This is a genomic window from Methanobacterium alkalithermotolerans (genome assembly GCF_018141185.1).
Classification (GTDB): domain Archaea; phylum Methanobacteriota; class Methanobacteria; order Methanobacteriales; family Methanobacteriaceae; genus Methanobacterium_F; species Methanobacterium_F alkalithermotolerans.
In genome coordinates, this window is record NZ_CP058560.1 from 705,732 (window position 1) to 730,211 (window position 24,480).

Consider the following 24,480-nt stretch of genomic DNA (forward strand, 5'->3'; position numbering starts at 1 on the left):
GAGTATTAATCTAGCCCATTATTAAATAAGTACTTAATTTCTAATTAGAATAAAAAAATCCAATGAAAAATTCGATAATACACAACACTGCATTAAAGTTTTTTTAGAAAAATAGCTGTTTTTTTAAGTTGCGTTTAAAAAAAAAATCCATGAAAAATATTTTATATCCCAAAAAATAAAAAATAAAAAGGCTTTCGCCTTAAATTACATCATAGGAGGCATACCGCCAGGCATACCGCCCATTCCTTCCATTCCTTCCATATCAGGGGCTCCTGAACCGCTAGATGCAATTACATCGTCGATTCTGAGAATCATTTCAGCAGCTTCAGCAGCAGATTGGATGGCTTGTTTTTTAACCCGGTGAGGTTCAATAACGCCTGCTTTATACATGTCAGTTACTTCGCCTTCAAATACATCCAGTCCCATGTAAGGTGAGGTTTCATGAGCAGCTCTTAAATCAACCAGAGAGTCTATACTGTCCAGACCAGCGTTTTCAGCTAGAGTTTTAGGTACAACTTCTAGGGCTTCTGCAAAAGCAGCTACTGCAAGTTGTTCTCTTCCACTAATAGCATCAGCATAGTCTTTTAATCTTTTGGCCAGTTCTATTTCTGGAGCTCCTCCACCAGCAACTACTTTTCCATCTTCCACAGTAGCAGCTACTACACCTATAGCATCATCAAGGGCTCTTTCAATTTCAGATACTACGTGATCGGTGGATCCTCTAACCAGTAGGGTTACTGCTTTAGCTTCTTTGCAGTCTTCTACAAAGATCATTTCTTCACCAGAAATTCTCTTTTCAGATACAAGTCCGGCTAGTCCCAGGTCAGTTTCAGATAGATCTTCGATGTTGGTTACCACATTAGCTGCAGTGGCTTTGGATAATTTTTCCATATCGGATTTTTTAACCCTTCTAACAGCCAGTATACCGGCTTTAGCCAGATAGTGCTGGGCCAGGTCATCTATTCCTTTCTGGGAGAATACAACTTTAGCACCAGTGTCCACTATGGAGTAAACCATATCTCGGATCATCTGTTCTTCCTGATCAATGAAGGCCTGCATTTGAGCAGGGTCAGTGATTCTGATTTCAGCATCTACTTCGGTTTCTTTGACTTCAATAGCGCAGTTTAGTAGAGCTATTTTAGCATCTTCCACCTTTTTAGGCATACCAGGGTGTACTCTTTCTTTGTCGATAATTACTCCCTGTACCAGAGTAGATTCATCCACAATAGCACCGTCTTTCTTCTCTATTTTGATGTGGTCAATTTCCACTTCGCCGTCTTCTTCTACCTGTTTGACTGCATCTACTACCAGTTTAGCTAAAGGTTCCCTTGCTTTTTCGGTTCCTTTACCAGTCATGGCAGTCATGGCTACTTTTACCAGAGTATCTCTGTCGTCAGCATCAATAGATATAACATTTAATATTTCCTGGGCTTTTTCAGCAGCTTGTCGGTATCCCATGGCTACGATGGTTGGGTGTATGTCCATGTCCAATAAGTTTTCTGCTTTTTTGAGTAATTCACCAGCAATAATTACTGCGGTGGTGGTACCGTCTCCAACTTCGTCTTCCTGAGTTTTTGCTACTTCTACCAACATTTTAGCTGCAGGGTGCTCGATGTCCATCTCTTTGAGAATAGTTACACCATCGTTAGTGACTACAATATCTCCTAACGAATCCACTAACATTTTGTCCATACCTTTAGGACCTAGGGTGGTTCTTACTGTCTCTGCTAAAACTTTTCCTGCTAAAATGTTCATTCTCTGAGCGTCTCTTCCTATAAACCTGTTAGTACCTTCCGGTAAAACTAAAATTGGTTGGCCTTGTCCACTATATTGTGCCATAAATAATCACCTCAAATTCTTTCAAATATACAATTAATCGATGGGTTAGAGGTTCTATAAATAGTTTTTGATAAGCCAAAAAGAGTAATGCCTTAAATAATAAAACTTTATTTAAGACTGTATTTAAAGTGGGAGGGAGATATATTAAATTTCCCCAATCTGAATATTATATACAAAGTTAGATTTTATAATCAATTGTAAGTTCAATTATTATCGATGATTTAATAAAAATATCTATAATTAGTGGTGTTTAATTGCAAATATTAGATTTAAGCCATGTTCTTACCAATGGGATGCCTGTTTATCCCCAGGATCCACCTTTTATTCTGGAAGAAATAGTAAATTTTGAAAATCATTCGTATTCTCTTTCTATCTTAAAAACTGGTTTGCATGCCGGTACTCATATTGATGCACCTTACCATTTCCATTCATCCGGGCTAAAAATTAATCAGATAAACTTAAAGGACTTAATGGGAACTGCCAGGATAATCGATGTTGAAAAAGAGGTAAAAGCTGAGGATTTGCCATCCTTAGAAAATATGGATATACTAATTATTAGAACCAGCTGGAGTAATAAATGGGGGAAAAAAGAATATTTTAAAGATAATCCCTATTTAAGCCTGGAAGCTGCTGAAATCATTTCCAAAAGTCAAATAAAGGGTGTGGGAATAGATGGTCCCAGTGTAGATCCACCTGGTGAAATCACCATACATCAAAAATTACTTTCTAATGGTCGGTGGATAGTGGAAAATTTAAAAAATCTGGATTTGATTAAATCACCTCTTGTGGAAATTTATTTCATCCCCTTAGCTCTGGAAGGGGAGGCGTCACCAGTAAGGGCTTTTGCTAAAATTAAATAATAAAGTAAACAAAATAAGTTTAAATATAAAATTATTTTTCGATTTTTTTCCATATGATTACGTCATTTACTCTTTCTGAAGAGAAATAACCTTTCCGTTCTAAGTTACGAAGTATATGAAACATATTATCAATAGAAAGTTCTTTAAAACCAATTTTTTTAATTATATTATGCATTTTCTCCGTGTTGGCCTTTTCAGAGGGTAGTAACATGTATACTTGAGATTGGAATGAAGTGAGATCTCTTTTTGGTTTAGCAGTTAAAGCTTCAAAATAAGTTTTTATTTCTTCCAGATCATTGATACGATTATCCTGATTTTTAAGAGATTGTTTTAATTCTAGAATAGTTTTATCTTTTTCTTTTAATGATATTTCAAGTTCTTCAACCCTATCTGAATTAATTTCTATTTCAGAATTTGATTGCTGAACATCTGGAACATTATTATTATGTTCCCGGCACTTTTTTAAATCCATTTTAAGTTTGCTGATTTCTAACATGCATGCCTTTACCAGGCGTTTTAACTGTTCTTTTTCTGTGTCTTTTATAAACCGCATGTTACCACTTTAAAGAATTTAATTGATGTATTTATTTATTATTTTATTTTTAGTTCTTATAATTTTTCCTTCCATCCTCAAAACTATTAGTGCAAAGATTATCCCTAAAAGCGACCCCCCAAGGACGTCCAGGGGGTAGTGGACCCCCAGATAAATGCGTGAAAATGCAACTATTCCTGCAAAAAATAGGAAGAGGTAGATATGTTCATATTTGATTCCCAAAATGGTGAAAGCAGAAAAAGCAGCGATTGAATGTCCAGAAGGGAAAGCATATCCACTCATATCTGTTAAAAGAGAAATATCAGATAAAATTTCACCAGGTCGGGGGCGAGCAATCAAAATCTTTAATAATTCCGTGAAAAAATAGCCGGATATTAAAGCTATAAGGCATAAAAAAGCAGCATTTCTTGCTTTTTCCCCTCCAAAAATATATAGTAATCCACAAAATATGAGCCAAAAAAATTGAGTCCCTAATTGAGTAATTAAAGGCATTAAAAAATCAAATAGAGGATTTTTAAGCTGTATGTTTAAAAAGTAAAAAAAAGATATGTCCAGATTAGTCACGTATTCCGCAAACTGGTCCAGCATAAAATCAACTAAAAAAATGAATTAAAGTATTTCATTTATAAGTTCTGCATTGAGTATAGAAGCTCCTGCAGCACCCCTAATCGTATTATGCCCAACCAGAACATATCGAAAACTATTATTAAATGCCACATCTTGTCGTACTCTACCAACAACCACCGACATTCCTCCAGATTCATTACGATCCATTCTAGGCTGGGGTCTGTTTTCTTCACTCCGAACCACCACTGGATTTTTAGGGGCAGAGTAAAGATCTAATTTTTGAGGTAAACCAGTGAAATCAGCCATGGTGCTTTCAATCTCTTCCACATCCGCTGGATCTTCCATTTCAATGAAAACTGCTTCAGTATGGCCATCCACCACAGCCACACGGTGACAGGAAGCACTGACTCCGAAGGAAGCAGGAGTAACTACGCCATCTTCCAGGTCTCCTAAAAGGTGCAGTGTCTCAGTTTCAATTTTTTCTTCTTCTTCTCCAATAAATGGTACCAGATTATCCACAATAGCCATGGAAGGAACCCCATTGTAACCTGCACCTGATACAGCCTGCATGGTGGAAACATAAACTCTTTTTATATCAAAGCGGTCATAGAGAGGTTTCAGAGTAAGGGTAAGGGCAATGGTAGAACAGTTAGGATTAGTTACAATAAATCCATCCCAACCCCTATTTTTTTGTTGAACTTCAATTAGGTCCAGATATTCTGGGTTTACTTCGGGGATAACCAGAGGTACATCATCTTCCATTCTCATAGCACTGGCATTAGATGCCACGATATGAGACCTGGCAAATTCAGGTTCAACTTTCGCCGCAGTATCAGAAGGTAGAGCAGAAAAAACAATATCCAGATCATCTACCTGAGAAGGGTCTGTATCCACCACCACAATATCTCTAACAGACTCCGGCATCTTATTATCTAAATACCAGGTAGTAGCATCTTCATATCTTTTTCCAGCCGACCTTTGAGAAGCAGTAAGGGCGGTTATATTAAAATTTGGATGCTGGTCCAGTAATTCTATGAATCTCTGGCCCACCATTCCGGTTGCTCCAAGAATACCCACATTTACCATTTTATCACCTGTAATACCTATTACTAATTAGAATTATATTAATTGATCTAAAATAATTAAATTTATCTATTAATTCCCAGTACATCAGCCATGTCATTAATTTTCCCACTATCAGCAGTTTTAATAAATCTCAGGGCTTTTATGACTCCACTTATAAATGCCTGACGATTATGGGCCCGGTGCACAATTTCCAGTCTTTCACCATCCCCGGCAAATAGCACCATATGATCGCCTACAATATCCCCACCACGTACAGCATGCACCCCAATTTCTTCTTTAGTACGTTCACCTATCAAACCATTTCTACCATATATTCCTACTTCTGAAGGTTCACGTTCCAATCCATTAGCTATTATTTCAAAAGCCCGATTGGCAGTACCAGAAGGCGAATCCTTTTTATGTTTATGATGGGCTTCAATTATCTCTACATCGTAATCCGACAAAATAGGAGCCAGTTCCTGAAGTATTTTGAAAAATACATTAACTCCAATAGCCATATTAGGTGATATCACAGCTTTAATGTTATTTTCAACTATGGCTGATTTTATTTCCTTTAATTGTTCCGGTGTGAATCCAGTGGTACCTACAATCAAATTTACTCCGCAGCTTGCTGAAGTTTTGATAGTTTCCAATGCCGCAGTGGCAATGGTGAAGTCCACCAGTACATCTGCATTGGATTTTTGGAGTGTTTGGGCCAGTTTCTCTGCCCCGGTGATTTTTACACCAATTAAACCAATTCCTGTAACTTCACCCACGTCTTTACCTTCCAGAGGAGTGTTAGGGGCTTCAATTGCAGCCACTACTTCCATATCATCCTGTTGAAGAATAGTTTTAATTATTCCGGATCCCATCCTTCCGCCTGCACCAGTCACTGCTACTTTAATCATTATTATACACCGCCTATCAAGATGATTAAAAAAAAATATGTTTATTATTTTCCTGCTAAAAATAAAATAGAAAGATACCCTGGTAATTATTAATGAATTTAAATCAGGGAAAGTTCTTCCAAAACCAGTTTAAGTTTTGCCTTACTTTCATCCTTTAGTGGTGCCAGAGGCATTCTAACATGGCCTGCCGGTCTTCCCATCATATTCAAAGCATCTTTAGCTGGCACCGGATTACTCTCAACAAATAAAATTTTCATCAGATTATATATTTCATAATGAGTCTGGTAAGCACCTTCAAAATCGCCTGACAATGCTTCATTAACCATTCTACTCATACGAGACGGGTCAACATTGGCCAATACAGATATGACCCCTTTGGCCCCTAAAGACATCATGGGTAAAGTCAAGTTGTCATTTCCCGAAAGTATCATAAACTGGTCTTCCAGATCATTGGCCAGAAGTTCTTTCTGAATCATGGAAACCTTATCCATATCCGGGTTAGCCTCTTTAATAGCTACTATGTGGTCCATTTCTGCCACCTGGATTATGGTATTCACATCTATATCTGTACCGGTACGTGATGGTACGTTATAAACGATAATAGGAATATCCGTATTATCCGCCATTAGTTGGTAGTGGTTGACCAGTCCATGGGGCTGGGGTTTATTATAGTAGGGAGTAATAACCAGAGCAAAATCAGCACCTGCATTTTCAGCATATTTTACCAGACTTAAAGCTTCTTTAGAAGAATTACTACCTGCACCAGCAATAGTATTTACTCTGCCATTAACTTCGTCCACTAGAATATCAATCATTTTTCGTTGTTCATCATGAGTAATGGTGGCTGACTCTCCGGTGGTTCCTGCTGTTAGAATACCATCCACACCATTTTCTATTAAATAATTTATATTTTCCCTCATCCCTGGTTCATCTACCTCATCATCAGAGGTAAATGGTGTAACCATAGCCACAGTAGTACCTTCTAAATTCATTTTAAGACACCCCTAACCAATTCATAAGCTTTTTTACCATCTTTCCACTCCAGAAAAATCACCACTGAAGTCTGTGATGATGATATTTCTACGATATTGATATTATTTTTTCTGAGAGGTTCGGTAACATCAGATATTATGCCGGGAGTATCTATGAAATCTGGACTGGTAACTGTAATCATTGCTATTTCCTTTCCTAAAGAAAGTGATGATAAATTTTCATTTTCCACCACCACATCGTGTAATATGCGGTGGGCTTCCTCGGCATCTTTTTTGTTGACAAATACAGTAATTGAAATCTGACCGGTGGAAATACCAAATATGTTCATATTATTTTTAGCCAGAATAGATGTCAGTTCAGCTAAAATACCTGTTTTATTGAGAATACCGTCACCTACTACCGCAATAACCGAAATAGGTTCTCCATGTAAGGTGGTGGTCTTGAGCATTTCCTGTTCTGAAGGTCCAATTATATCTGTACCCACAGCAGAAAGGTCTCCATGTTCAAATCCAATTATCTTTGCATTAATATTAGGATCTTTATATTTCAGGGCATGAGGATGCAGTACCTGGGCGCCGTGGGTGGCCAGGTCTCTCATCTCTTCTACTGAAATTTTATCTAATTTTTTAGCGTCTTCTACCATATTAGGATCAGTGGACATTACCCCCCCTACATCGGTGACAATTATAACTTCATCAGCCATTAAACAATGTCCTAAAAGGAAAGCAGTTATATCGCTTCCTCCCCTTCCTAAAGTTGTTATGTAGCCTTCAGTGTCCCGACCTAAGAATCCGCAAACCACTGGAATTATTCCCTGGTCCATCATTTTCATGATTTCTTTAGATTTATTTTCAGTTGCTTCAAAATCTACTTTTGCACTTAAAAGAGTGCTATCGGTAACAATAGGCCATTTATTGCTAAAAGGATCCACATATTCCGATTTAACTCCCAGTGATTCTATAGCTGATGAGAATATTCTTACGCTGGTCATTTCACCCATGGAAACTATTTCAGCCAGTTGTTTTTCTGTTACCGTATCTTCCATGGATTCATCCACAATATGCAGCAATTCGTCTGTGGTTTTATCAATAGCGGATACTACCACCACTACCTTTTTTCCCTTCATATATTCATTTACCACTGCTTGAGCTGCTTTTCTAATTCTTTTGCCATTGCCTATGGATGTTCCTCCGAATTTGGCCACTATTGTTTCCATCAAGATCCACAACCTTTAGTATAATATATAATAAAAATAATTAATATAAAATATGAATTTAAGTGTATAAGGGTCAATACACTTTTATTTAGTTATTTGAACCCTTAAAGTACTGCATTATTTCGAATTAACCGGGTAACATATCCTGCAATTTTATTTCGTAAATGTTTGGTACTTACGGTAGAATATTGTTCCACCAATTTTTTATTTTCATCAAAATCAGTGGTGAATTTACCCCGGTGAGTTTCAATTAGTTCTCTGGATATTCTTTTAACAAATGATGTTCTAATATTTCCCATTATTTTTCCTCCTCAATATTTCTTCTTGTTCTTTTTTATTTAAATCTGTAAGTATTTTCATTATCTGTCTGAGTCCTTCTTCATCAATATTATTTTTTCTGGCTATATTTTTTGCTTTTTTCTGGATATTTTCTTCCCTTTTAGGGTCATGTATATCCATATCCAGAAATATTTTAGCCTTAATAATATCACGGGATAGAGCTGTCCTTTTACTGATTAAAGATAAGATTTCTTCATCAATACTATCAATTCTTTCCCGGGAATCCTGAAGAAGTTTTAAAGCACGGGATTTATCCATTAAACCACCTTGGTGCCAATATTATTTATTTTAGTAGCAATGATATTACCGGGATATTTTTTCCAGGCTTCCTGGACATTTTCCTGATTTTTTTCATCAACTACCGCCACAAATGAAGGTCCAGTTCCAGACAATCCAGAAGCTATCGCACCAGCATCAAGAGCATCAAGAGCTATATTTGAATCAAATCCCAGTGCTGCACAATATAAAAACCCATTTAAAGTCAAAGCATTGAACACATCTCCCTGGAGAGTTTGCTGAAAGGCCATATCCACCCAGGGTGCCAGAAGCTTCATTCGCTTAACATCAGATTGTGCGGTCAGTGACTTTCTGTCGGGCATGTATATTAATATGTTTTGCTTTTCCAACTTTTCATGGTATATAAGTTCTCTTTTTAAATTGTGGGTTATGGTTAGTCCTCCAAAGAAAGAGGCACTGGCATCGTCAAAAGCCCCCGTAATAGTAACCCCAGCTTCTAAAGAGGCATCAATGGCCATATTAAGTATTTTCATATCCGACATGGGTTTCAATTCATATTCTTCTTCCAGCAACCTTGTAGTGGACATAACCACGGCATTAGAAGTAGCACTACTACTGGAAAGACCAGAAGCCACCGGAAGAGTTGAACTGGTTTTGATTCTAATCCCGGTGTTTAATCCATGATAATCCAGTACCTTCTTTACACATAATTCCATTAAAAGAGGATTAACATCAGGATTAGATGAACATTTTATTCCAGATTGTTTTAAACTAGCTTCTGCCGTTACATGAAGATCTATTCCAAATGCTGATCCACTACCTGTTGATATGGCATTTATTACTGTGGCTGAACCAGGAGCCATTACCTTTTTTTTCAAGATATCACCTTACTTAGCTACCGGAAGATATGAATAGGGAATTAAGTGATTATCAAATTACTATTATATAACTGTAACAAAAATATATTGTGTTAATAATAATTATTCTAAAGAATTTAGTAAAAAGTATTTAAGATAAACTAAATATTTAAGTTTCTGGATAATGGAATTATCTGGAAACAGGGTTAATAAATGTTTTATCGAATTTTTAAGATTGTATTAAATCAGAAAGATTTAAATATTGTTTGTGTAATAAATTTCAATCCAAAAATGCTATAATTTAAGAATATCTAAAAAGATGATATTATGGATAAAAAAAACAAGATGGCTTTGCTGGGCTCCATAGGAGGTCTGGTATTGCTTGCAATAATTTTATTATCCTTAATCTCAGTTATAGGAAACTCGTGGAGTCCATCCGCCAGTGGAAGCATAGCTGTGATTCCCATATATGGACAAATTGCGTATTCACCATCAAGTTTGATGGGTAGCAGTGTAAGTAATCCTGATGTTATTAAAGAACTAATACAAAATGCCAATCAGGATGTAAATGTTAAAGCCATATTATTGGAGGTGAATAGTCCAGGTGGAAGTCCTGTGGCCAGTGAAGAAATTATGGAATCAGTTCAAAATTCTGAAAAACCAGTGGTAGTCTGGATAAGTGATACTGGTGCTTCTGGAGCATATTTAGTTGCATCTGGAGCAGATCGCATCGTGGCCAGCCCCTCATCATGGGTAGGTAGTATTGGAGTACTGGTGGATCTAATTGACCTTTCAAGATTATATGACCGGGAGGGAATCAACAAATACGCCATTAAAGGAGGAGAGTACAAGGACATGGGTGCAGATTACCGGGAATTAACTCCAGAAGAAAAAGAAATGATGCAGAATATGGTTGATGAAGAATATGATTATTTCATAGAACAGGTGGCAAAAAATCGGAACCTGAGTAAAAGTTATGTGGCAGGAATTGCCGAGGGAAAAATATACACCGGAAGACAGGCAAAAAATCTGAAGCTGGTGGATGATTTAGGTGGCAAAGATGAAGCTCTGGATATAGCCGCCCATTTAGCAGGTATTAAAGATTATACTGTCGTTAGCTTTGCTCCCCGTACCACTCTGGAATCCCTTCTTAGCAGCATAGGCACTAAAATTGGCTACGCACTGGGAATGGGTATTGGGGAAAATATGAATCAGGAAACTATTCAGAATATTTATTAATCTGAAAATCCCTTTTTTGTTTTTTTTTGCTTATTTCTTAATTCTTAATTAAATTAGTGGAAAACCCAGTTGAAAAATAAAAGTTTTCATTATTTAATTGAACATTCCCCTCCCTTTTTTAAAATTTCCTTAAGATGGGATAAAAATAAGTATTAAATCCAGAATACAAAAAAAAGAAATTTTACAAAGGGAATAGCTTTTATAAAAAAAGGATAAATAAAATATAACATTAATTTAATAGTTCAGTTAAAGAGAAAAAAGTAATTCTAATATGGAGGTTTAAACATGGTTGTAAAAATCGAAGTATTTACTTCACCCACCTGTCCTTACTGCCCTATGGCAATAGAAGTAGTGGATGAGGCTAAAAAAGATCTAGGAGATGTTCTGGAAGTTGAAACAGTTGACATCATGCAAGATAGAGAAAAAGCCGTGAATTATGGACTAATGGCTGTTCCAGCGATTGCTATGAATGGTGTAGTCAAGTTTGTAGGTGCCCCCTCCAAAGAAGAGTTAATGCAGGCAATTAAAGAAGAATTAAATGAATAAATTTTTTTTATAATTTTTTTTGGGATTTATTAATGACTCCTTTGAATAACAAAGCTCCCTATGGTATCACCACAGGTAGTGCAGCAACTGCAGCTTCAGTGGCAGCATTAATGGCCATTAAAGGAGTAACAGATTTAAAATCAGTTAGAATAAATGTTCCTTTTGGTGAACTGGAAATAGAAGTTCATAATATTGAAAAAAAAGATTCCAATGTTGCCCGGGCCTCGGTGATTAAAAAGCCATATGGTGATCTGGATGTTACTATAAACCTGGAAATCATTGCAGAAGTCACCATAACCACCAATAAAGTAATTTCCATCAGGGGAGGTGAAGGAGTGGGACTGGTTACCAAACCAGGATTGCAAATCCCTGTTGGTGAAGCTGCCATTAACCCTGTACCTAGAAGTATGATTGAGGAAAATGTGAAAAGCTTGTTGGTTGATGGGGAAGGGGCCCTGATAACCATATCCATTCCTGGTGGAAAAGAAGTTGCGTCCCGAACCATGAACCCCCGCCTGGGTATAGAGGGAGGGATATCCATTTTAGGTACCACAGGCATATCACGACCCATGTCCAGTGCTGCTTATAAAGATTCACTGGAGTGTCAGCTGGATGTGGCCCTGGCCATGGGTTATGAGGATTTGATTTATGTTCCAGGTAATATTGGTGAAAAACTAGCCTTAAATTCAATGCAAGTTGAAAAAGACCAGATAATTCAAATGAGTAATTATGTTGGTTTTATGCTGGAAAAGGCAGTGGAAAAAGGAATTAAAAAATTAATTATTTATGGTCATGCAGGTAAACTGGTTAAAATAGCCGGTGGCATATTCAATACCAAACACTCTGTAGCTGATGCCAGAACTGAAATAATAGCCGCCCATGCAGCATTGAAAGGTGCATCACCAACCTTAATTGCAGAAATTTTCTCCAAAAAAACCACAGAGGATATGGTTGATATTTTGAATAAGGAATCTATCCGGGAGGAAGTTTTCCAGAGTATCTCCCAATCTATTAAAGACAAAATACAGGACAGATTTCCGCTTAAAGTAGAAGTTATCATAGTGCGTATGGATGGAACAGTTCTAAATCCATCATATAAAAAATAAATTCGCGCAACCTGGAGATTAAATAATATGAAAGTATGTATGGTGGGTCATTTTCCTCCCCATGTAGGTGGAATTGCATCCTATGTTTATTTATTATCAAATGCTCTCCTGGAAAGGGGGGATGAAGTCTATGTGCTAACCTATCCCCATGAAAAAATAGACGAAACCAATTTATATGTAGAATACGCTCCCACCCCCCCAATACCTGGATTAAGAGGTTTTATATTCACCATTACCGCCACCTGGAAGTTGATTAGAATGGTCCAGAAAAATGACATTGATCTTATCCATGCCCATTATTTACTCCCACCCGGATTGGTGGCTGTTTTAGGAGGGATATTAACCGGTAAAAAGATCTGTATAACTTTACATGGATCTGATGTATTTTTATTATCTTCCCGGAAATTTTTAAAGCCATTATTACGCCTGATTCTAAAAAAGGCAGATGAGGTATTTGTGGTAAGTAAATCCCTGGAAGATAAGATTTTAAAAATGAACATCCCCGGAGTGGATAAAAAACTAAAGGTTACCTGGAATGGGGTGGATGTGGAAAAATTTAATCCGGGAAATGTAAGTGATTTCAAAAAGGAGATAGGTATTGCGGAAGATAAACCCCTTGTACTATTTTTAGGAAATCTGGTTCGTCAAAAAGGTGTTCAGTATCTTTTAAGAGCTAAAAATTTTATGGAACAATCTGCATTTCTGGCCATTGTTGGTGATGGTCCTCTACTGCAGGATTTAAAGGGTATGGTAGAGTATGAAAATATTAAAGATGTCCATTTTACCGGGGCCCGCTATGATATAGATAAAATAATACCTGCTGCAGAATTAGTGGTCCTCCCTTCACTATCAGAAAGTTTTGGAATTGCCCTTTTAGAAGCCATGGCTTCAGGAAAACCAGTAGTGGCAACTTCTGTGGGAGGTATACCTGAACTAGTAACCGAAGATGTGGGAGTACTGGTGGAACCCAGAAATCCTATTGCCTTAGCAGAAGCTATTGATTTAATACTTGAAAATAAAGATTTAAGGGAAAAAATGGGTAAAAAAGCACGAAAAAAGGCTTTGAAATATGCAAATGTTAAGATACCATATTAATCTAAATTACATATTAGAAATATTTAATACTAATATTAATTAAAATAATAGTATCAGATTATGCTATTCAAGAATATTATTAAGATGTAAGTGCTTAGAAGGAGAATAAATATGAAAAATAAGGATTTCACTCATCTAACCACAGATGGGGTTCATATGGTAGAGGTAGGAGATAAACCTTCCCTGAAAAGGAGTGCAGTTGCATCAGGGAAAATTTTTCTAAAAAAGAAAACCATTGATTTAATTGAAAATAGTGCCCTGGAAAAGGGTAATGTTCTCACCACGTCACAGATTGCAGCTATAAATGCCGTCAAATCTACTTCCAGTATTATTCCCCTGTGCCATCCCTTGCCTGTCACCGGTATAGAAGTTAGCTTTAAAGTATTAAATGACCATATAAAAGTAATTGTAAGTGTAAATTCAGCCGGAAAAACAGGAGTGGAGATGGAAGCCCTCACTGGAGTTAGTGTTGGATTATTAACCATATGGGATATGGTTAAGAGTGTGGAAAAAGATGTAGATGGTCAATATCCCTCTACCTCCATTAAAGATATTAGAGTAGTTGAAAAAAATAAAGAAGAAATACTTTGAATAAAAGATTTGTTCGGGATATAATGATACTTTAAATGCAAAAATAAAGGAATTGAAATTTCCACAATCTTACCTAAAAGTGCTGATTATCATGGAAACTCTTGATTACAATCTGAAGGATATAATAAAGGGGTGTTACCCCCATATTGAGAATTTTAATCCTGCCCAAAAAGCAGTTATTGAATCAGGATACCTGGATGCAAAGGATAATTACATTATAGCCATTCCCACCGCCAGCGGAAAAACACTCTTAGGAGTCTTAGCAGCCATAAAGACCCTTTTAAACGGAGGAAAAGTTATTTATGCAGTTCCTCTTCTTTCTATTCAAAATGAAAAATTAAAAGAGTTTAAATTACTGGAAGAATACGGTTTTACAGTAGGAAGGCATCCCCAATCCAGTGATTTATCAGTAATGGTTTTTGAATCTTTTGATAGTATTACCCGTTTTTCATGGAACCATCTACGGGAAGTTGATCTTTTGATTGTGGATGAATTCCATATGATAGGAGAGTACTCCCGGGGACCCACCATTGAATGTGCCCTAACTCGTTCCCATATGGTAAATCCCGGGATGCGTATTGTGGCACTTTCAGCCACTCTGCAAAATATGGAAGAAATTGCAGGGTGGTTAAATGCCCGGGTAGTTGAACATGATTTCCGTCCAGTGCCCCTGCATAAAGAAGTGCTCAATACTGAAATGTTCAGTACCAGAAATAAGAACGATGTTATTGTTAAGATATTAGAAAAGGCATTAGAAGAAAATTCACAGGCACTGGCCTTTGTTTCCACCCGGAGATTTACCGAGTCCCTGGCCAGTTTTGTGGCAGATAAAATTAAAAATAAAGTACCCCCTTCCCGGAAGAAAGCTTTTAGAGAAGTTTCTGAAAAAATTCTACAGGTACCTGAAAAAAAAGGATCCCGACCTACCAGTATCTGTTTAAAATTAGCGGATTCTGCTAAAAACGGGGTGGCATTCCATCACGCGGGCCTTTTCAGTGAACAAAAGGAGATTATTGAAGACGAATTTCGTTCAGGAAATCTACTCATGATTACCGCTACCCCCAGTTTAATGTATGGAGTTAACTTACCTTCACGGAGTGTTGTAATCAGGGATTACACCCGATGGACATCTCAGGGCCCACAAAAGATTCCTGTATTTGATTATGAGCAAATGTCCGGACGTGCCGGCCGTCCACAATATGATGATGTGGGATACTCTTATCTGATTGCAAAAACTCTGGACGAAGCCTATGATTTACAGGAATATTATGTGCAGGGAGAAATCGAACCAACCCATTCCAAACTAATTGAAAATAAAGATGCGATTTACAGGCAAATAATAGCCCAAATAGCTTCTTCTATGGCAAAAAACCCGGTTGAACTTCAGGAATTTTTTTCAAAAACATTTTATGGATATCAAATGGAAAATAGTCCTTATATGAGTACATTTGCTGCCGAGAGTATGGAATATGAAATAAATAATGCAGTGGAATTTTTAATGCATAATGGGATATTACAGGCTACTCCGGAAGGACTAAAAACTACTTCCCTGGGATTATTAATTGCTAAATCTAACTATAGTGTGGAAACCGCAGTTAAATTAAAGGAATTTGCATCTAATATGGATGAACTGGATATTTATAAGCTTATTTATCAGATATGTCACACCCCTGATCTTCCCCTAATATCATTTAAGGGTCGTAAAAGTAAGGATCCTGTCCGGGAGAAATTGTCCAGCGCAGGAATATTTGCGGTTGATATGCAGAATGCAGAAGCAACCGCCGCTTCTTTAATGGAATGGATTGATGAACGAAATGAATATGAAATTGAAAATGCTTTCCATGTATATGCTGCTACCACCCGTCGGGCCGCCTATGAAGCATCACTTATGGTTAAGTTCTTCCGGGATATCTGTCAGGTTTTGGGAATTTACCAACCACTGGGTGATTTAGATATCCTGTCTGCCCGTTTTTACTATGGTGTTAAAGAAGAATTAATACCTCTGGTTCTGGGGGTAAAAAGATTGGGTAGGAAAAGAGCTAGAGCTCTTTTTAAAGCATTTGGTGAAGATTTAAGGCCTTTTACTGAGAAAGAGCTTCAGAAAGTAGAGGGTATAGGTCCTAAATTAGCAGCAGCGGTACATAGATATGCTCAAAGCTAAGAGAATATTAAATTTTTTAAGGGGATATATATGAGGATTCTAAAAAACCCCGGCCCACTTGAAGATTTAAAATTTTCAGAAAAGCTCAGTAAAAAAGAGCTACTGAATATATTAAAAAAAGAAGCATCTCAATTGCATATCAAAGACATTATGGATGCCAGTATCTATCTCCGGGAAGATGCTAAATTCATGCCTCCTAAAGAAAGGGATGATTTCATATCCCGATTTACAAAAGCATTTTTCCTACGTATCAAAGATTTAAAGGAAGACCAGGAAGAATATGAAGGTTTGGTGGATACTGAAAAACTAAAAGAGTTTCTTGGAGTTCTAAATGAACAAAAAAGAAATGTTAAATGCCATGAAGAGCTCTGTTTTAGCCATATTGCCATGATTGTGGCTACTTATACTGCTTTTGTCAGGGAAGAATCCATACATCCTGTAGGAACCCGGTTCCCCGGGGGTTTTATACTCAGATATGAAAAGGGCATTTATTATTGTCCGGTGAAAGAAAAACAGATGAATACTCCCGGGGCCCTGTGCCGCTTTTGTGTGAGTGTGCAGGAAGAAGACCTACCTGACTAATTTAGAATTAGGGAACCCTGAAAATAAGTAAAATTTATAAATTTTAAACTAAATCAATTGACCAATTATGAAAACTAGAAGTCCCAAACTGGCACCCAGATAAATAAAACGTGCGTATTTTCTTTTTTGATCTTTATCTGGAGTTTTTAATATTTTGAAAATAGAAAAAACAATTATGGTATTCATAATTAATATCATGGCCAGATAAGAACGCCCCAGGCCACCAACTATTAGGGGAATAAAGCTTATAAAAACCACCAGGGAAAATAGTATATATGATATTTTAAATGCCTTTTCCTGGCCATATTTTAAAGCTATTGAATGTGAATTTATCTTTTTATCCCCTAACATGTCCAGTGCATCAAAAATAATCTCCTCACCCAGGTCTATAAAAAAGGCTATAGCACTAAAAAGCCAAATAAATATGTTCCAGGGATTTTCCACCACAATGCCTCCAAAAATAAAGGTAATGGCCACTGAAGAACTAACCATCAGATTGCCGGGCAAACCTGTTCTTTTTAGCTTCCAGTTGTATAAAAACCCTGTGGCCCAGAATATTGCTGCAACAAAAAAGGCCAGGTTGCTGATTAAAGATGCGATGATTAAGCCGATTAATGTGGTGATAATAAACAGGACAATTATTTGTGATGGTCTAATCCTCCCTGAAGGCAAAGGACGGTGCGGTGCATTAATTTTATCAGATTCCATATCAAAATAATCATTTAAAATTAAGGATGAACTGGAAATAAAAAAACCTGCTGCAAAGCCCATTATTATTTGGTTAAGGGGAGGTATTTGACCCAGAGCAACTATTTCTCCTACAATAACACATATACCTGCAGCTAATGAGAGATCAAGCCGAAATAATGTAACTACTGGTTTTAATATCATGGAAATTAGTTACCCCTTGAAAATTAGAATAATAAAATATCAGTACCTGGAAGCCTTCGGAACGTGAGCTCGAATGTGCAGCTAATTGGGCACAGGCCACCAGGATTTACCTGAAGTATTGAATTAGTTTTTTTTATATAAATACTTGATTAATTTTTTTGAGATATTAAAAATATCCTTTAGAAAATCTGAGCCTAACCCAATCTTCTCCCCTACTGGTGAGGTAACCTCCCAGCCCAATGAGATACAACATCCCCGGATACATAATGAATCGCTGTAAACCTCCCTTACCCAGAAGTTGTATTAATGGATTTGAAGGCCCTAAACCCCATGAAAATGTTAATATGAGAGTTATAAGTGCAGTAAACCCTACTACCAGGGATAATATTACCATGGGTATATTAAGACCCAGTCGATAGGAGAATATTACGGCCAGAACTCCTGAAATAAAGGCGATTATGGTAAAAAAAGAGTGTATTTCTCCAGCATATAAAGGGAATACTCCAATTCCAATGATTGAAATAGCAAATAGAAGCAGGCAGGCAGAAAATAAGCGACATCCTCCACTTTTTAAAATAAAATAAACTGCAACCATGGTTAAAATTCCCATAATAATCAAGCTCAGGTTAAATATAGTGGAAGAAGGTTCCAATAAAGGAATACTGCCCCCTAATTCACTAATTGTATTTATTGAGGTGCTGTATCCAGGATACTGAGTTTCTACCAGATTGAGAACTGTAAAGAATTGTAAAAGCCCAACCAAAAGGATAATCCCTGCGATTTTGTAGTAATCTTTTTCCGGTTTGAATTTACTCCCTCTTTGAATATTAATACCAATACCTCCTTATCTAAATCAGTTAGAATGTAGATAATATAATATATTATAGGTTTAATAAGATTTATAATTCACTCCTGGCAGTTTAAATACTTAACCTGCTTTATAAATGATATTTTTAAATCATGGTGATATAATGAAAAAGAGTATAAAAAATGGTTTTAACTCAGATAACTCCACTAAAAGCCCTTTTTTAAACTTCACTTATATGGGAGAATTAAATAAAATTAAAGCAGATATCAAAAAAGAAAAGTGTGTGGATTTAAAAGAATGTTTAGAGCTTTTCCAGGAGCTATGGCTGAAAGAAAGAGCAGATTATAATATTTTAATATCTTCTGCTGCCCGTAAGAAATTGGGAAAAGTTGCAGATAAAGACAAAAAGCAATATTCGCAGATAAAGACAAAAATTGAGAAAATTGCAAAAAATCCTGAACATTTTAAACCACTCTCAGGAGATTTCCATGGCAGTAGAAGGGTGCATATAGGAGATTTTGTTTTAATTTACATTATTGATGGAGATAATATAATTTTAGAAGATTATGATCATCACGATCATATTTATATAAGATAGTGTTTAGCCTTAAATTCCTTGGATCTTTTAAGAGCGGTATAACCTATTAATTTTAGAGAATTAAATCTAAATCATCTCCATCCCCCACAGGAGTATCAGGTTCTTCTTAAATTATCTTTTTCTTAGATAAAACATGACTGCATTTGAATATTATAGCCAGAATATATGTATTAAAAAAATAGTAATAATTAAGTATGATAAAAAAGAGGGGCAGTGCAAATTATTAAGATTCTGATTCCATTTTTTCAGATGTATTTACAAAAAATAAAGATATTCCATCTACTATAAGACTCAATCCTATAATTAATGCCAGAAAATATGGATCCCATGCCCATGAACCCAGTAATACATATATGATACCCAAAAGGATTATGATAACATTGGATCCTTTATTGAAGGTTCCTTCTCGAGCAAATAGTCCCATTATACCGGCAATTATAAGGAAAAACCCACCAATGTAGAACCATAAACTGGCTAGAACACTTATGGCAACTATGCTTCCGAATAGTCCTAATCCTAAAATCAATGCCATTATACCAAATAGTAAGTAAAGTATGCTGACCCCTTTGTTTAGGGCCCATGATCCAAAACTTAAAGATAATAACCAGATTGCTATGAAGATTACTCCTAATCCAGCCAGTACACTTACTGTAAATATGCTGAATAAGGGGAAGGTAATTACCAGTAATCCCAGTATTATGGTTAATATACCCAGTAATGTATTATTTTGCATTTTTTCACCTCCAAAACTGCCCCTGCAGATTTATGTTTAGTTAAAGTATTAATTATAATTTTACATGTACTGGAGTAGAATAAAAAAATGATTTAAATTAAGTAGAAGCCCTTATATCCATAATATAATCAAAATTAGTTGATTGATTTTCAATGCGAGAATATATTTTTAAAAGATAATTAAGCTAATTGAAGAACAAATTAAGTTCATAGTAATTAAAGCGAATCTGATTTACCACTTAGTTCAAATTCTTATTAAAGTCTTGATAAACCAGGTTATGAAATCCTGCAAATCATCGCAAATAGTTCAGTACTACTTAGAATCCTCTTTAAAATATTCCTGGTGATTTTATAAGTTTTCTAATGTAGTATGTTTCAAATTTATTGGTGATTAAACTAAAAAATAGGAAAATATGGTTTATCCCCCACCATCACATAATTCGGATCCCATAGCTATTTCTTCCAGGCCCTTTCTCATATTTTTAGACTTTTCCATTGCAGCAGTGGTTTTATCTTGATTATTTCTAGATTTTTTTGTTTCTGATTTAGTAAATACTTCCAAATATTCCGTATTGTACCATAAATCAGAATCATTCATTTTAGCCCAACCCTGCTTTTTCTCTACTTTTACCGCAGATACTTCACCTGATGTTCCGGTTCCAGTATAACGAACCATAGAACCAATTGTTACGACTTTACCCCTTAAATCCCTAACTTCCATAGAAATTACCCCCTAATCCACATCCACATCAATGGATATGGAGGAGGAATCCTCACTTGATTTATCTTCAGATTCCATATCATCCATACTCACAGTCAATATAAGATAATCTCCTAATTTATCCAGTTCATCAACAGAAACCAGGTAATTTTGAGATTTGAATGACATATCCCCTTTGGAAATATTTATAGAATCAATTGAACCTTTTAAAGGATCAATAACCATATCTGAAATTTTACCAATCTCAAATCCATTTTTATCCAGCACTTTCTTACCTAAAAATTCACTAACTTTCATTTAAACACCAGTTTTTACTTGAAGACATGAAAATTTTATGTTTAAAATCATTTATATTATTTTATATTTAATTGTAGAAATTTAAATCCCGCATATATAGAATACAAATGTATTTCCAAAAAAACTGATTTATAATTAAATTAGCCTATTTGAAAATCTTTATTTTAGTGTAGATATAAACTAGTTATTACATGAAAACCTCAATTAGAATACTGAAAGTATTTGGAATACCTATAGAACTGGATATTTCTTTTTTACTTTTAATTATATTTATCTATGTTCTAGCATTTTTCAATATAATACCTCTCCAATTGGCAATTTTAATTACCCTGGTTTTTGCAACGGTGGTCATCCATGAATTATCCCATTCCTATGTTGCGCAAAAATATGGAGTGGAAATTAAAAAGATAGTGTTACTCCCTATTGGTGGAGTAGCACAGATGAGTGAAGTACCCAAAAAGCCCCGTCAGGAATTATTTATATCCCTGGCAGGTCCTTTAACTAATGTGATAATTGCAATAATATTATACCTCACATATCAATTCACTCTGACTTTACTACCGGGATTTATAAGTAATTTTATATTAGAATTCATGCTGGTAAACGTAGTCCTGGCGGTTTTTAATTTAATACCTGCATTTCCAATGGACGGCGGAAGGGTTTTAAGAGCTATTCTTGCAGAAAGAATGGATTATCTTAGAGCTACTGAAATATCTGTAAGTATTGGAAAAATATTTGCAGTTATAATGGCTGTAGCTGGTATTTTTGTAAATTTCTTCCTGATATTGATTGCACTTTTTATTTATATCGGTGCAGACCAGGAATATAAGTCCACCATAGTTTCCTCTCTTTTAAAGGGGATGCTGGTGGAAAATATTATGACCACCGAAGTAAAAACTCTGGACCCTCACATCACCATAGAAGAAGCTTTGAATAAAATATTCGAGTATAAACATATGGGCTACCCTGTTATAGAAGACCAGAAACTGGTAGGCATTGTGACCTTCCAGGATTTATCCCAGTCAAAATATAATAAAAATTCCATGATCCGAGAGGTTATGACTGAAGATATTATAACTGTATCCCCCCATGAAGAGGTTATATCTGCCCTGGAAAAACTTAATAAAAATAATCTGGGGCGTTTGCCTGTAGTGGAGGAAAATCGTTTAACTGGAATCGTGTCTAAAACGGATATATTAAAGGTCTTGAATTTGATGAGAAACAAAGTTCAATAAAGTTTTAATGATTTTTAGAGTTATATTCAGGAGAACATGTCATGGAAGACGCCTGTAGATTAATAATTGATAATATACTTCAAAAAAAAATTGTTTCAAAAGAAGATCTGGAAAAGGCTAAACGTCAACTTTGCCGGGATTTCAACCTGGAAAAGTTCATGAGCAATTCTTTAATCCTGGAACATTCGACTCCAGAAGAAAGAGAAAAAATAATCCCTATTTTGAAGAAAAAACCCACCCGTACTATTTCTGGTGTGGCCATTGTGGCAGTCATGTGCCAGCCACAGAAGTGCCATCATGGTAGATGCCTTTATTGTCCTGAAAGTGAAAAAGCACCGCCTAGTTACACCGGGGAAGAGCCTGCAGCCCTCAGAGCCAGGATGTATAACTTTGACCCTTATCTGCAGGTATATAACCGCTTGAGCCAGCTGCACAGTATCGGACACCCGCTGGATAAAGTGGAACTAATTATTATGGGAGGAACTTTCCCTTCCCACTTTTTATGTTATCAGGAATGGTTTGTATCCAAATGTTTGCAGGCCATGGTTGATTTTGGGGAGAAAATATTCGTGAAAAATGCTGAAAATAAAGATCCCCTCCCTTCAATCAAAATCCCCCATTATGGTGATTATGATTATGTGCTACTAAAAGATGCTCAAGAAGCCAATGAAAATTGTCCCGTCCGTTGCGTGGGAATTACCTTTGAAACCCGACCAGACTATTGCCGGAAGGAAGATGTGGATCGTATGTTATCCCTGGGTGTTACCCGGGTGGAATTAGGAGTGCAAACCCTGTACAATTTTATTTACCAAAGAGTAAAAAGAGGGCACAATATTCAGGATGTTATCGATTCTAATAGAATTTTGAGAGATTCTGGAATAAAAGTAGCCATGCATCTCATGCCCGGGCTTTTTTCTGATTTTGAACGTGACCTGCGTATTTTCAGAAGATTATTTAATGATCCTGATTTTAAGCCAGATATGTTGAAAATTTACCCTTGTCTGGTTACCCAGGGAAGTTTGTTGTATGATATGTGGAAAAAAGGAGATTATGAACCATATACCAGTCAGGAAGCAGTGGATTTAATTGTGGAAATAAAAAAGATTCTTCCTAAATGGGTAAGGACCATGCGTATACAACGGGACATACCATCCAACCTCATAGAAGCAGGAGTAAAAAAGTCTAACCTGGGGGAGCTGGTTTATGATAGATTAAACCAGGAACAAGTACAGTGCCAGTGCATTAGATGCCGTGAAGTGGGACATAAATCATTAAATGGATTAAAATCACTTGAAAAAAAAATGAGACTTACTGAAGAAAGATATGAAGCTGCAGGTGGGCAGGAAATATTTTTGTCATTTGAAGACCCCTCCTGTGATATTTTAGCCGGATTCCTGCGCCTTAGAATACCTTCAAATCATGCCCATCGTAGAGAAATTACAGATAAAACTGCTCTTGTGAGGGAGCTGCATGTTTATGGTCCTTTAATACCTCTGGGGAAAAAGGAAAGTGAAGTGGGTCAGCACAGAGGATATGGAGAAGAACTTTTAGCCCGGGCAGAAGAAATAGCGGTTTCTGAATTTGATAAGGATAAAATTTTGATTACCAGTGGAATAGGGGTGCGTGACTATTACCGCAAATTCGGATATTATAAGGAAGGGCCCTATATGGCTAAAAAATTTTAGTTAAGTCTTTAATATCTGGAAAATTCAGGGCAAATAGTTCAATTAAAAATTAAAGGGGATGAATATGTTGAAAAAATTAAAACCTGTAGAAAAATTGGCTAAAATGATTGATCATACTAATGTGAAGGCTGATGCAACTGAAGAAGATATCAGAAAACTTTGTAGTGAAACCATAGAATATGGTTTTGATTGTGCAGTAGTAACCCCCACTAATGTATCATTAGCTTATGAAATCCTGAAAAATACTCCAGTTAAAGTTTGTTCAGTTATAGGTTTTCCTGCCGGAGTTAATACTCCATCTACTAAGGCTTTTGAAGCTATAGAGGCTATTGAAAATGGTGCAGAAGAAATAGACATGGTGATGAATATAGGGGCTATTAAGTCACATAGAGAAGATAAATTACTGGAAGATATAAAATCTGTGGTGGATGCTGCCCAGGGAAAAGTAGTAAAGGTTATTTTTGAAACAGCATATCTGACTGATGCAGAAAAAATAAGAGCCTGCGTAATTAGCAAAAAAGCAGGAGTCGACTATGTTAAAACCTCAACTGCTTATGGTGGTCTTTCTGGAGCCACCATAGAAGATGTGACTTTGATGAAAAATAATATCAGCCCCCCCATGAAAATAAAAGCAGCTGGAGGTATAAGGAATTTGGAAGCAGCCCAGGCCATGATTGAAGCAGGTGCCAGTAAACTGGGTACATCCAGTGGAGTAAAAATCATAAAAGAAATGATGGAACTCCAAAAAAAATCATAGTT

The 24,480-nt window shown here is 36.2% G+C and carries 27 protein-coding genes; 12 read left to right on the forward strand and 15 right to left on the reverse strand.

From position 1 onward, the window contains the following. Window positions 1-204: 204 nt before the first annotated feature. Window positions 205-1,839, reverse strand: coding sequence for a thermosome subunit alpha (gene thsA, locus HYG87_RS03310; RefSeq protein WP_211533812.1), 1,635 nt, complete (start codon window positions 1,837-1,839; stop codon window positions 205-207). Window positions 1,840-2,093: 254 nt separating this feature from the next. Here thsA and HYG87_RS03315 point away from each other — a divergent pair, with 254 nt between their 5' ends. Beyond that, on the forward strand, window positions 2,094-2,699 hold the full coding sequence (locus tag HYG87_RS03315) for a cyclase family protein (RefSeq protein ID WP_211533813.1): 606 nt from the start codon (window positions 2,094-2,096) through the stop codon (window positions 2,697-2,699). 31 nt (window positions 2,700-2,730) lie between these two features. On the opposite strand, the gene HYG87_RS03320 is transcribed toward HYG87_RS03315, so the two are convergent. The 9 genes from HYG87_RS03320 to HYG87_RS03360 all read right to left on the reverse strand — a co-directional run bounded on the left by HYG87_RS03320 (window position 2,731) and on the right by HYG87_RS03360 (window position 9,455). Continuing rightward, window positions 2,731-3,252, reverse strand: a complete 522-nt coding sequence (locus HYG87_RS03320) for a hypothetical protein (RefSeq protein WP_211533814.1) — start codon at window positions 3,250-3,252, stop codon at window positions 2,731-2,733. 18 nt (window positions 3,253-3,270) lie between these two features. Then, complete coding sequence (locus HYG87_RS03325; protein WP_249164883.1) at window positions 3,271-3,840, reverse strand: phosphatase PAP2 family protein; 570 nt, start codon at window positions 3,838-3,840, stop codon at window positions 3,271-3,273. 21 nt (window positions 3,841-3,861) lie between these two features. Continuing rightward, window positions 3,862-4,905, reverse strand: a complete 1,044-nt coding sequence (gene asd, locus HYG87_RS03330) for an aspartate-semialdehyde dehydrogenase (protein WP_211533815.1) — start codon at window positions 4,903-4,905, stop codon at window positions 3,862-3,864. Between the two features lie 62 nt (window positions 4,906-4,967). Further along, window positions 4,968-5,792, reverse strand: a complete 825-nt coding sequence (gene dapB / locus HYG87_RS03335; RefSeq protein WP_211533816.1) for a 4-hydroxy-tetrahydrodipicolinate reductase — start codon at window positions 5,790-5,792, stop codon at window positions 4,968-4,970. Window positions 5,793-5,890: 98 nt separating this feature from the next. After that, entirely contained in the window at window positions 5,891-6,784 is an 894-nt protein-coding gene (gene dapA, locus HYG87_RS03340; RefSeq protein ID WP_211533817.1) for a 4-hydroxy-tetrahydrodipicolinate synthase, read from the reverse strand. Further along, complete coding sequence (locus HYG87_RS03345; RefSeq protein ID WP_211534197.1) at window positions 6,781-8,001, reverse strand: aspartate kinase; 1,221 nt, start codon at window positions 7,999-8,001, stop codon at window positions 6,781-6,783. Before HYG87_RS03345 ends, dapA begins: the two co-directional genes overlap by 4 nt. A 104-nt stretch (window positions 8,002-8,105) precedes the next feature. Next, window positions 8,106-8,300 carry a 30S ribosomal protein S17e gene (locus HYG87_RS03350; RefSeq protein WP_211533818.1) on the reverse strand — a complete coding sequence of 65 codons (195 nt, stop codon included), beginning with the start codon at window positions 8,298-8,300 and terminating at the stop codon, window positions 8,106-8,108. Further along, window positions 8,287-8,598 (reverse strand): chorismate mutase, encoded by a 312-nt coding sequence (locus HYG87_RS03355; RefSeq protein WP_211533819.1) that lies wholly within the window; start codon window positions 8,596-8,598, stop codon window positions 8,287-8,289. Before HYG87_RS03355 ends, HYG87_RS03350 begins: the two co-directional genes overlap by 14 nt. Further along, window positions 8,598-9,455 (reverse strand): shikimate kinase, encoded by an 858-nt coding sequence (locus HYG87_RS03360; RefSeq protein WP_211533820.1) that lies wholly within the window; start codon window positions 9,453-9,455, stop codon window positions 8,598-8,600. Before HYG87_RS03360 ends, HYG87_RS03355 begins: the two co-directional genes overlap by 1 nt. Before the next feature lie 306 nt (window positions 9,456-9,761). Between HYG87_RS03360 and sppA the strand changes: the two genes are divergently transcribed. The 7 genes from sppA to HYG87_RS03395 all read left to right on the forward strand — a co-directional run bounded on the left by sppA (window position 9,762) and on the right by HYG87_RS03395 (window position 16,754). Beyond that, a complete protein-coding gene (gene sppA / locus HYG87_RS03365; protein ID WP_211533821.1) occupies window positions 9,762-10,673 on the forward strand; it encodes a signal peptide peptidase SppA in 912 nt (303 codons plus the stop codon). Between the two features lie 285 nt (window positions 10,674-10,958). Continuing rightward, window positions 10,959-11,219 carry an MJ0307 family thioredoxin gene (locus HYG87_RS03370; protein ID WP_211533822.1) on the forward strand — a complete coding sequence of 87 codons (261 nt, stop codon included), beginning with the start codon at window positions 10,959-10,961 and terminating at the stop codon, window positions 11,217-11,219. A gap of 32 nt (window positions 11,220-11,251) precedes the next feature. Further along, window positions 11,252-12,325, forward strand: coding sequence for a cobalt-precorrin-5B (C(1))-methyltransferase CbiD (gene cbiD, locus HYG87_RS03375; RefSeq protein WP_211533823.1), 1,074 nt, complete (start codon window positions 11,252-11,254; stop codon window positions 12,323-12,325). Between the two features lie 27 nt (window positions 12,326-12,352). Continuing rightward, complete coding sequence (locus HYG87_RS03380) at window positions 12,353-13,420, forward strand: glycosyltransferase family 4 protein (protein WP_211533824.1); 1,068 nt, start codon at window positions 12,353-12,355, stop codon at window positions 13,418-13,420. A 111-nt stretch (window positions 13,421-13,531) separates the two neighbouring features. Then, complete coding sequence (moaC, locus tag HYG87_RS03385) at window positions 13,532-14,011, forward strand: cyclic pyranopterin monophosphate synthase MoaC (RefSeq protein ID WP_211533825.1); 480 nt, start codon at window positions 13,532-13,534, stop codon at window positions 14,009-14,011. Between the two features lie 82 nt (window positions 14,012-14,093). Next, complete coding sequence (locus HYG87_RS03390) at window positions 14,094-16,172, forward strand: DEAD/DEAH box helicase (protein ID WP_211534198.1); 2,079 nt, start codon at window positions 14,094-14,096, stop codon at window positions 16,170-16,172. A 30-nt stretch (window positions 16,173-16,202) separates the two neighbouring features. Further along, window positions 16,203-16,754 (forward strand): DUF2115 domain-containing protein, encoded by a 552-nt coding sequence (locus HYG87_RS03395; protein WP_211533826.1) that lies wholly within the window; start codon window positions 16,203-16,205, stop codon window positions 16,752-16,754. Window positions 16,755-16,802: 48 nt separating this feature from the next. Here HYG87_RS03395 and HYG87_RS03400 read toward each other — a convergent pair whose 3' ends face one another. Next, on the reverse strand, window positions 16,803-17,645 hold the full coding sequence (locus tag HYG87_RS03400; protein WP_211533827.1) for a UbiA family prenyltransferase: 843 nt from the start codon (window positions 17,643-17,645) through the stop codon (window positions 16,803-16,805). Window positions 17,646-17,811: 166 nt separating this feature from the next. Beyond that, window positions 17,812-18,408, reverse strand: a complete 597-nt coding sequence (locus HYG87_RS03405) for a DUF998 domain-containing protein (RefSeq protein ID WP_249164885.1) — start codon at window positions 18,406-18,408, stop codon at window positions 17,812-17,814. Between the two features lie 208 nt (window positions 18,409-18,616). Between HYG87_RS03405 and HYG87_RS03410 the strand changes: the two genes are divergently transcribed. Next, window positions 18,617-19,051, forward strand: coding sequence for a type II toxin-antitoxin system RelE family toxin (locus HYG87_RS03410; protein WP_211533828.1), 435 nt, complete (start codon window positions 18,617-18,619; stop codon window positions 19,049-19,051). A 223-nt stretch (window positions 19,052-19,274) separates the two neighbouring features. Here HYG87_RS03410 and HYG87_RS03415 read toward each other — a convergent pair whose 3' ends face one another. From HYG87_RS03415 to HYG87_RS03425, 3 genes are all read right to left on the reverse strand, one after another. Continuing rightward, window positions 19,275-19,784: a DUF308 domain-containing protein gene (locus HYG87_RS03415; protein ID WP_211533829.1), complete on the reverse strand. Its 510-nt coding sequence runs from the start codon at window positions 19,782-19,784 to the stop codon at window positions 19,275-19,277. Between the two features lie 417 nt (window positions 19,785-20,201). Continuing rightward, window positions 20,202-20,504 (reverse strand): DUF2098 domain-containing protein, encoded by a 303-nt coding sequence (locus tag HYG87_RS03420; RefSeq protein ID WP_211533830.1) that lies wholly within the window; start codon window positions 20,502-20,504, stop codon window positions 20,202-20,204. Window positions 20,505-20,516: 12 nt separating this feature from the next. Further along, window positions 20,517-20,801, reverse strand: a complete 285-nt coding sequence (locus tag HYG87_RS03425; protein ID WP_211533831.1) for a PRC-barrel domain-containing protein — start codon at window positions 20,799-20,801, stop codon at window positions 20,517-20,519. A 191-nt stretch (window positions 20,802-20,992) separates the two neighbouring features. Between HYG87_RS03425 and HYG87_RS03430 the strand changes: the two genes are divergently transcribed. The 3 genes from HYG87_RS03430 to deoC all read left to right on the forward strand — a co-directional run bounded on the left by HYG87_RS03430 (window position 20,993) and on the right by deoC (window position 24,478). Beyond that, window positions 20,993-22,036: a site-2 protease family protein gene (locus HYG87_RS03430; protein ID WP_211533832.1), complete on the forward strand. Its 1,044-nt coding sequence runs from the start codon at window positions 20,993-20,995 to the stop codon at window positions 22,034-22,036. A gap of 41 nt (window positions 22,037-22,077) precedes the next feature. After that, window positions 22,078-23,721, forward strand: a complete 1,644-nt coding sequence (locus HYG87_RS03435; protein WP_211533833.1) for a tRNA uridine(34) 5-carboxymethylaminomethyl modification radical SAM/GNAT enzyme Elp3 — start codon at window positions 22,078-22,080, stop codon at window positions 23,719-23,721. A 64-nt stretch (window positions 23,722-23,785) separates the two neighbouring features. Beyond that, a complete protein-coding gene (deoC, locus tag HYG87_RS03440; protein WP_211533834.1) occupies window positions 23,786-24,478 on the forward strand; it encodes a deoxyribose-phosphate aldolase in 693 nt (230 codons plus the stop codon). The last annotated feature ends 2 nt before the right edge of the window (window positions 24,479-24,480 follow it).

Coding starts and splice junctions, on each gene's coding strand:
- HYG87_RS03420 (WP_211533830.1), bottom strand. CDS start 20,504: ATGGAAGTTAGGGATTTAAGGGGTAAAGTCGTAACAATTGGTTCTATG.
- cbiD (WP_211533823.1), top strand. CDS start 11,252: ATGACTCCTTTGAATAACAAAGCTCCCTATGGTATCACCACAGGTAGT.
- HYG87_RS03415 (WP_211533829.1), bottom strand. CDS start 19,784: ATGCAAAATAATACATTACTGGGTATATTAACCATAATACTGGGATTA.
- HYG87_RS03350 (WP_211533818.1), bottom strand. CDS start 8,300: ATGGGAAATATTAGAACATCATTTGTTAAAAGAATATCCAGAGAACTA.
- HYG87_RS03370 (WP_211533822.1), top strand. CDS start 10,959: ATGGTTGTAAAAATCGAAGTATTTACTTCACCCACCTGTCCTTACTGC.
- HYG87_RS03400 (WP_211533827.1), bottom strand. CDS start 17,645: ATGATATTAAAACCAGTAGTTACATTATTTCGGCTTGATCTCTCATTA.
- HYG87_RS03325 (WP_249164883.1), bottom strand. CDS start 3,840: ATGCTGGACCAGTTTGCGGAATACGTGACTAATCTGGACATATCTTTT.
- HYG87_RS03425 (WP_211533831.1), bottom strand. CDS start 20,801: ATGAAAGTTAGTGAATTTTTAGGTAAGAAAGTGCTGGATAAAAATGGA.
- HYG87_RS03410 (WP_211533828.1), top strand. CDS start 18,617: ATGAAAAAGAGTATAAAAAATGGTTTTAACTCAGATAACTCCACTAAA.
- sppA (WP_211533821.1), top strand. CDS start 9,762: ATGGATAAAAAAAACAAGATGGCTTTGCTGGGCTCCATAGGAGGTCTG.
- HYG87_RS03435 (WP_211533833.1), top strand. CDS start 22,078: ATGGAAGACGCCTGTAGATTAATAATTGATAATATACTTCAAAAAAAA.
- HYG87_RS03380 (WP_211533824.1), top strand. CDS start 12,353: ATGAAAGTATGTATGGTGGGTCATTTTCCTCCCCATGTAGGTGGAATT.
- HYG87_RS03355 (WP_211533819.1), bottom strand. CDS start 8,598: ATGGATAAATCCCGTGCTTTAAAACTTCTTCAGGATTCCCGGGAAAGA.
- dapA (WP_211533817.1), bottom strand. CDS start 6,784: ATGAATTTAGAAGGTACTACTGTGGCTATGGTTACACCATTTACCTCT.
- HYG87_RS03395 (WP_211533826.1), top strand. CDS start 16,203: ATGAGGATTCTAAAAAACCCCGGCCCACTTGAAGATTTAAAATTTTCA.
- deoC (WP_211533834.1), top strand. CDS start 23,786: ATGTTGAAAAAATTAAAACCTGTAGAAAAATTGGCTAAAATGATTGAT.
- thsA (WP_211533812.1), bottom strand. CDS start 1,839: ATGGCACAATATAGTGGACAAGGCCAACCAATTTTAGTTTTACCGGAA.
- HYG87_RS03320 (WP_211533814.1), bottom strand. CDS start 3,252: ATGCGGTTTATAAAAGACACAGAAAAAGAACAGTTAAAACGCCTGGTA.
- dapB (WP_211533816.1), bottom strand. CDS start 5,792: ATGATTAAAGTAGCAGTGACTGGTGCAGGCGGAAGGATGGGATCCGGA.
- HYG87_RS03345 (WP_211534197.1), bottom strand. CDS start 8,001: ATGGAAACAATAGTGGCCAAATTCGGAGGAACATCCATAGGCAATGGC.
- asd (WP_211533815.1), bottom strand. CDS start 4,905: ATGGTAAATGTGGGTATTCTTGGAGCAACCGGAATGGTGGGCCAGAGA.
- HYG87_RS03430 (WP_211533832.1), top strand. CDS start 20,993: ATGAAAACCTCAATTAGAATACTGAAAGTATTTGGAATACCTATAGAA.
- moaC (WP_211533825.1), top strand. CDS start 13,532: ATGAAAAATAAGGATTTCACTCATCTAACCACAGATGGGGTTCATATG.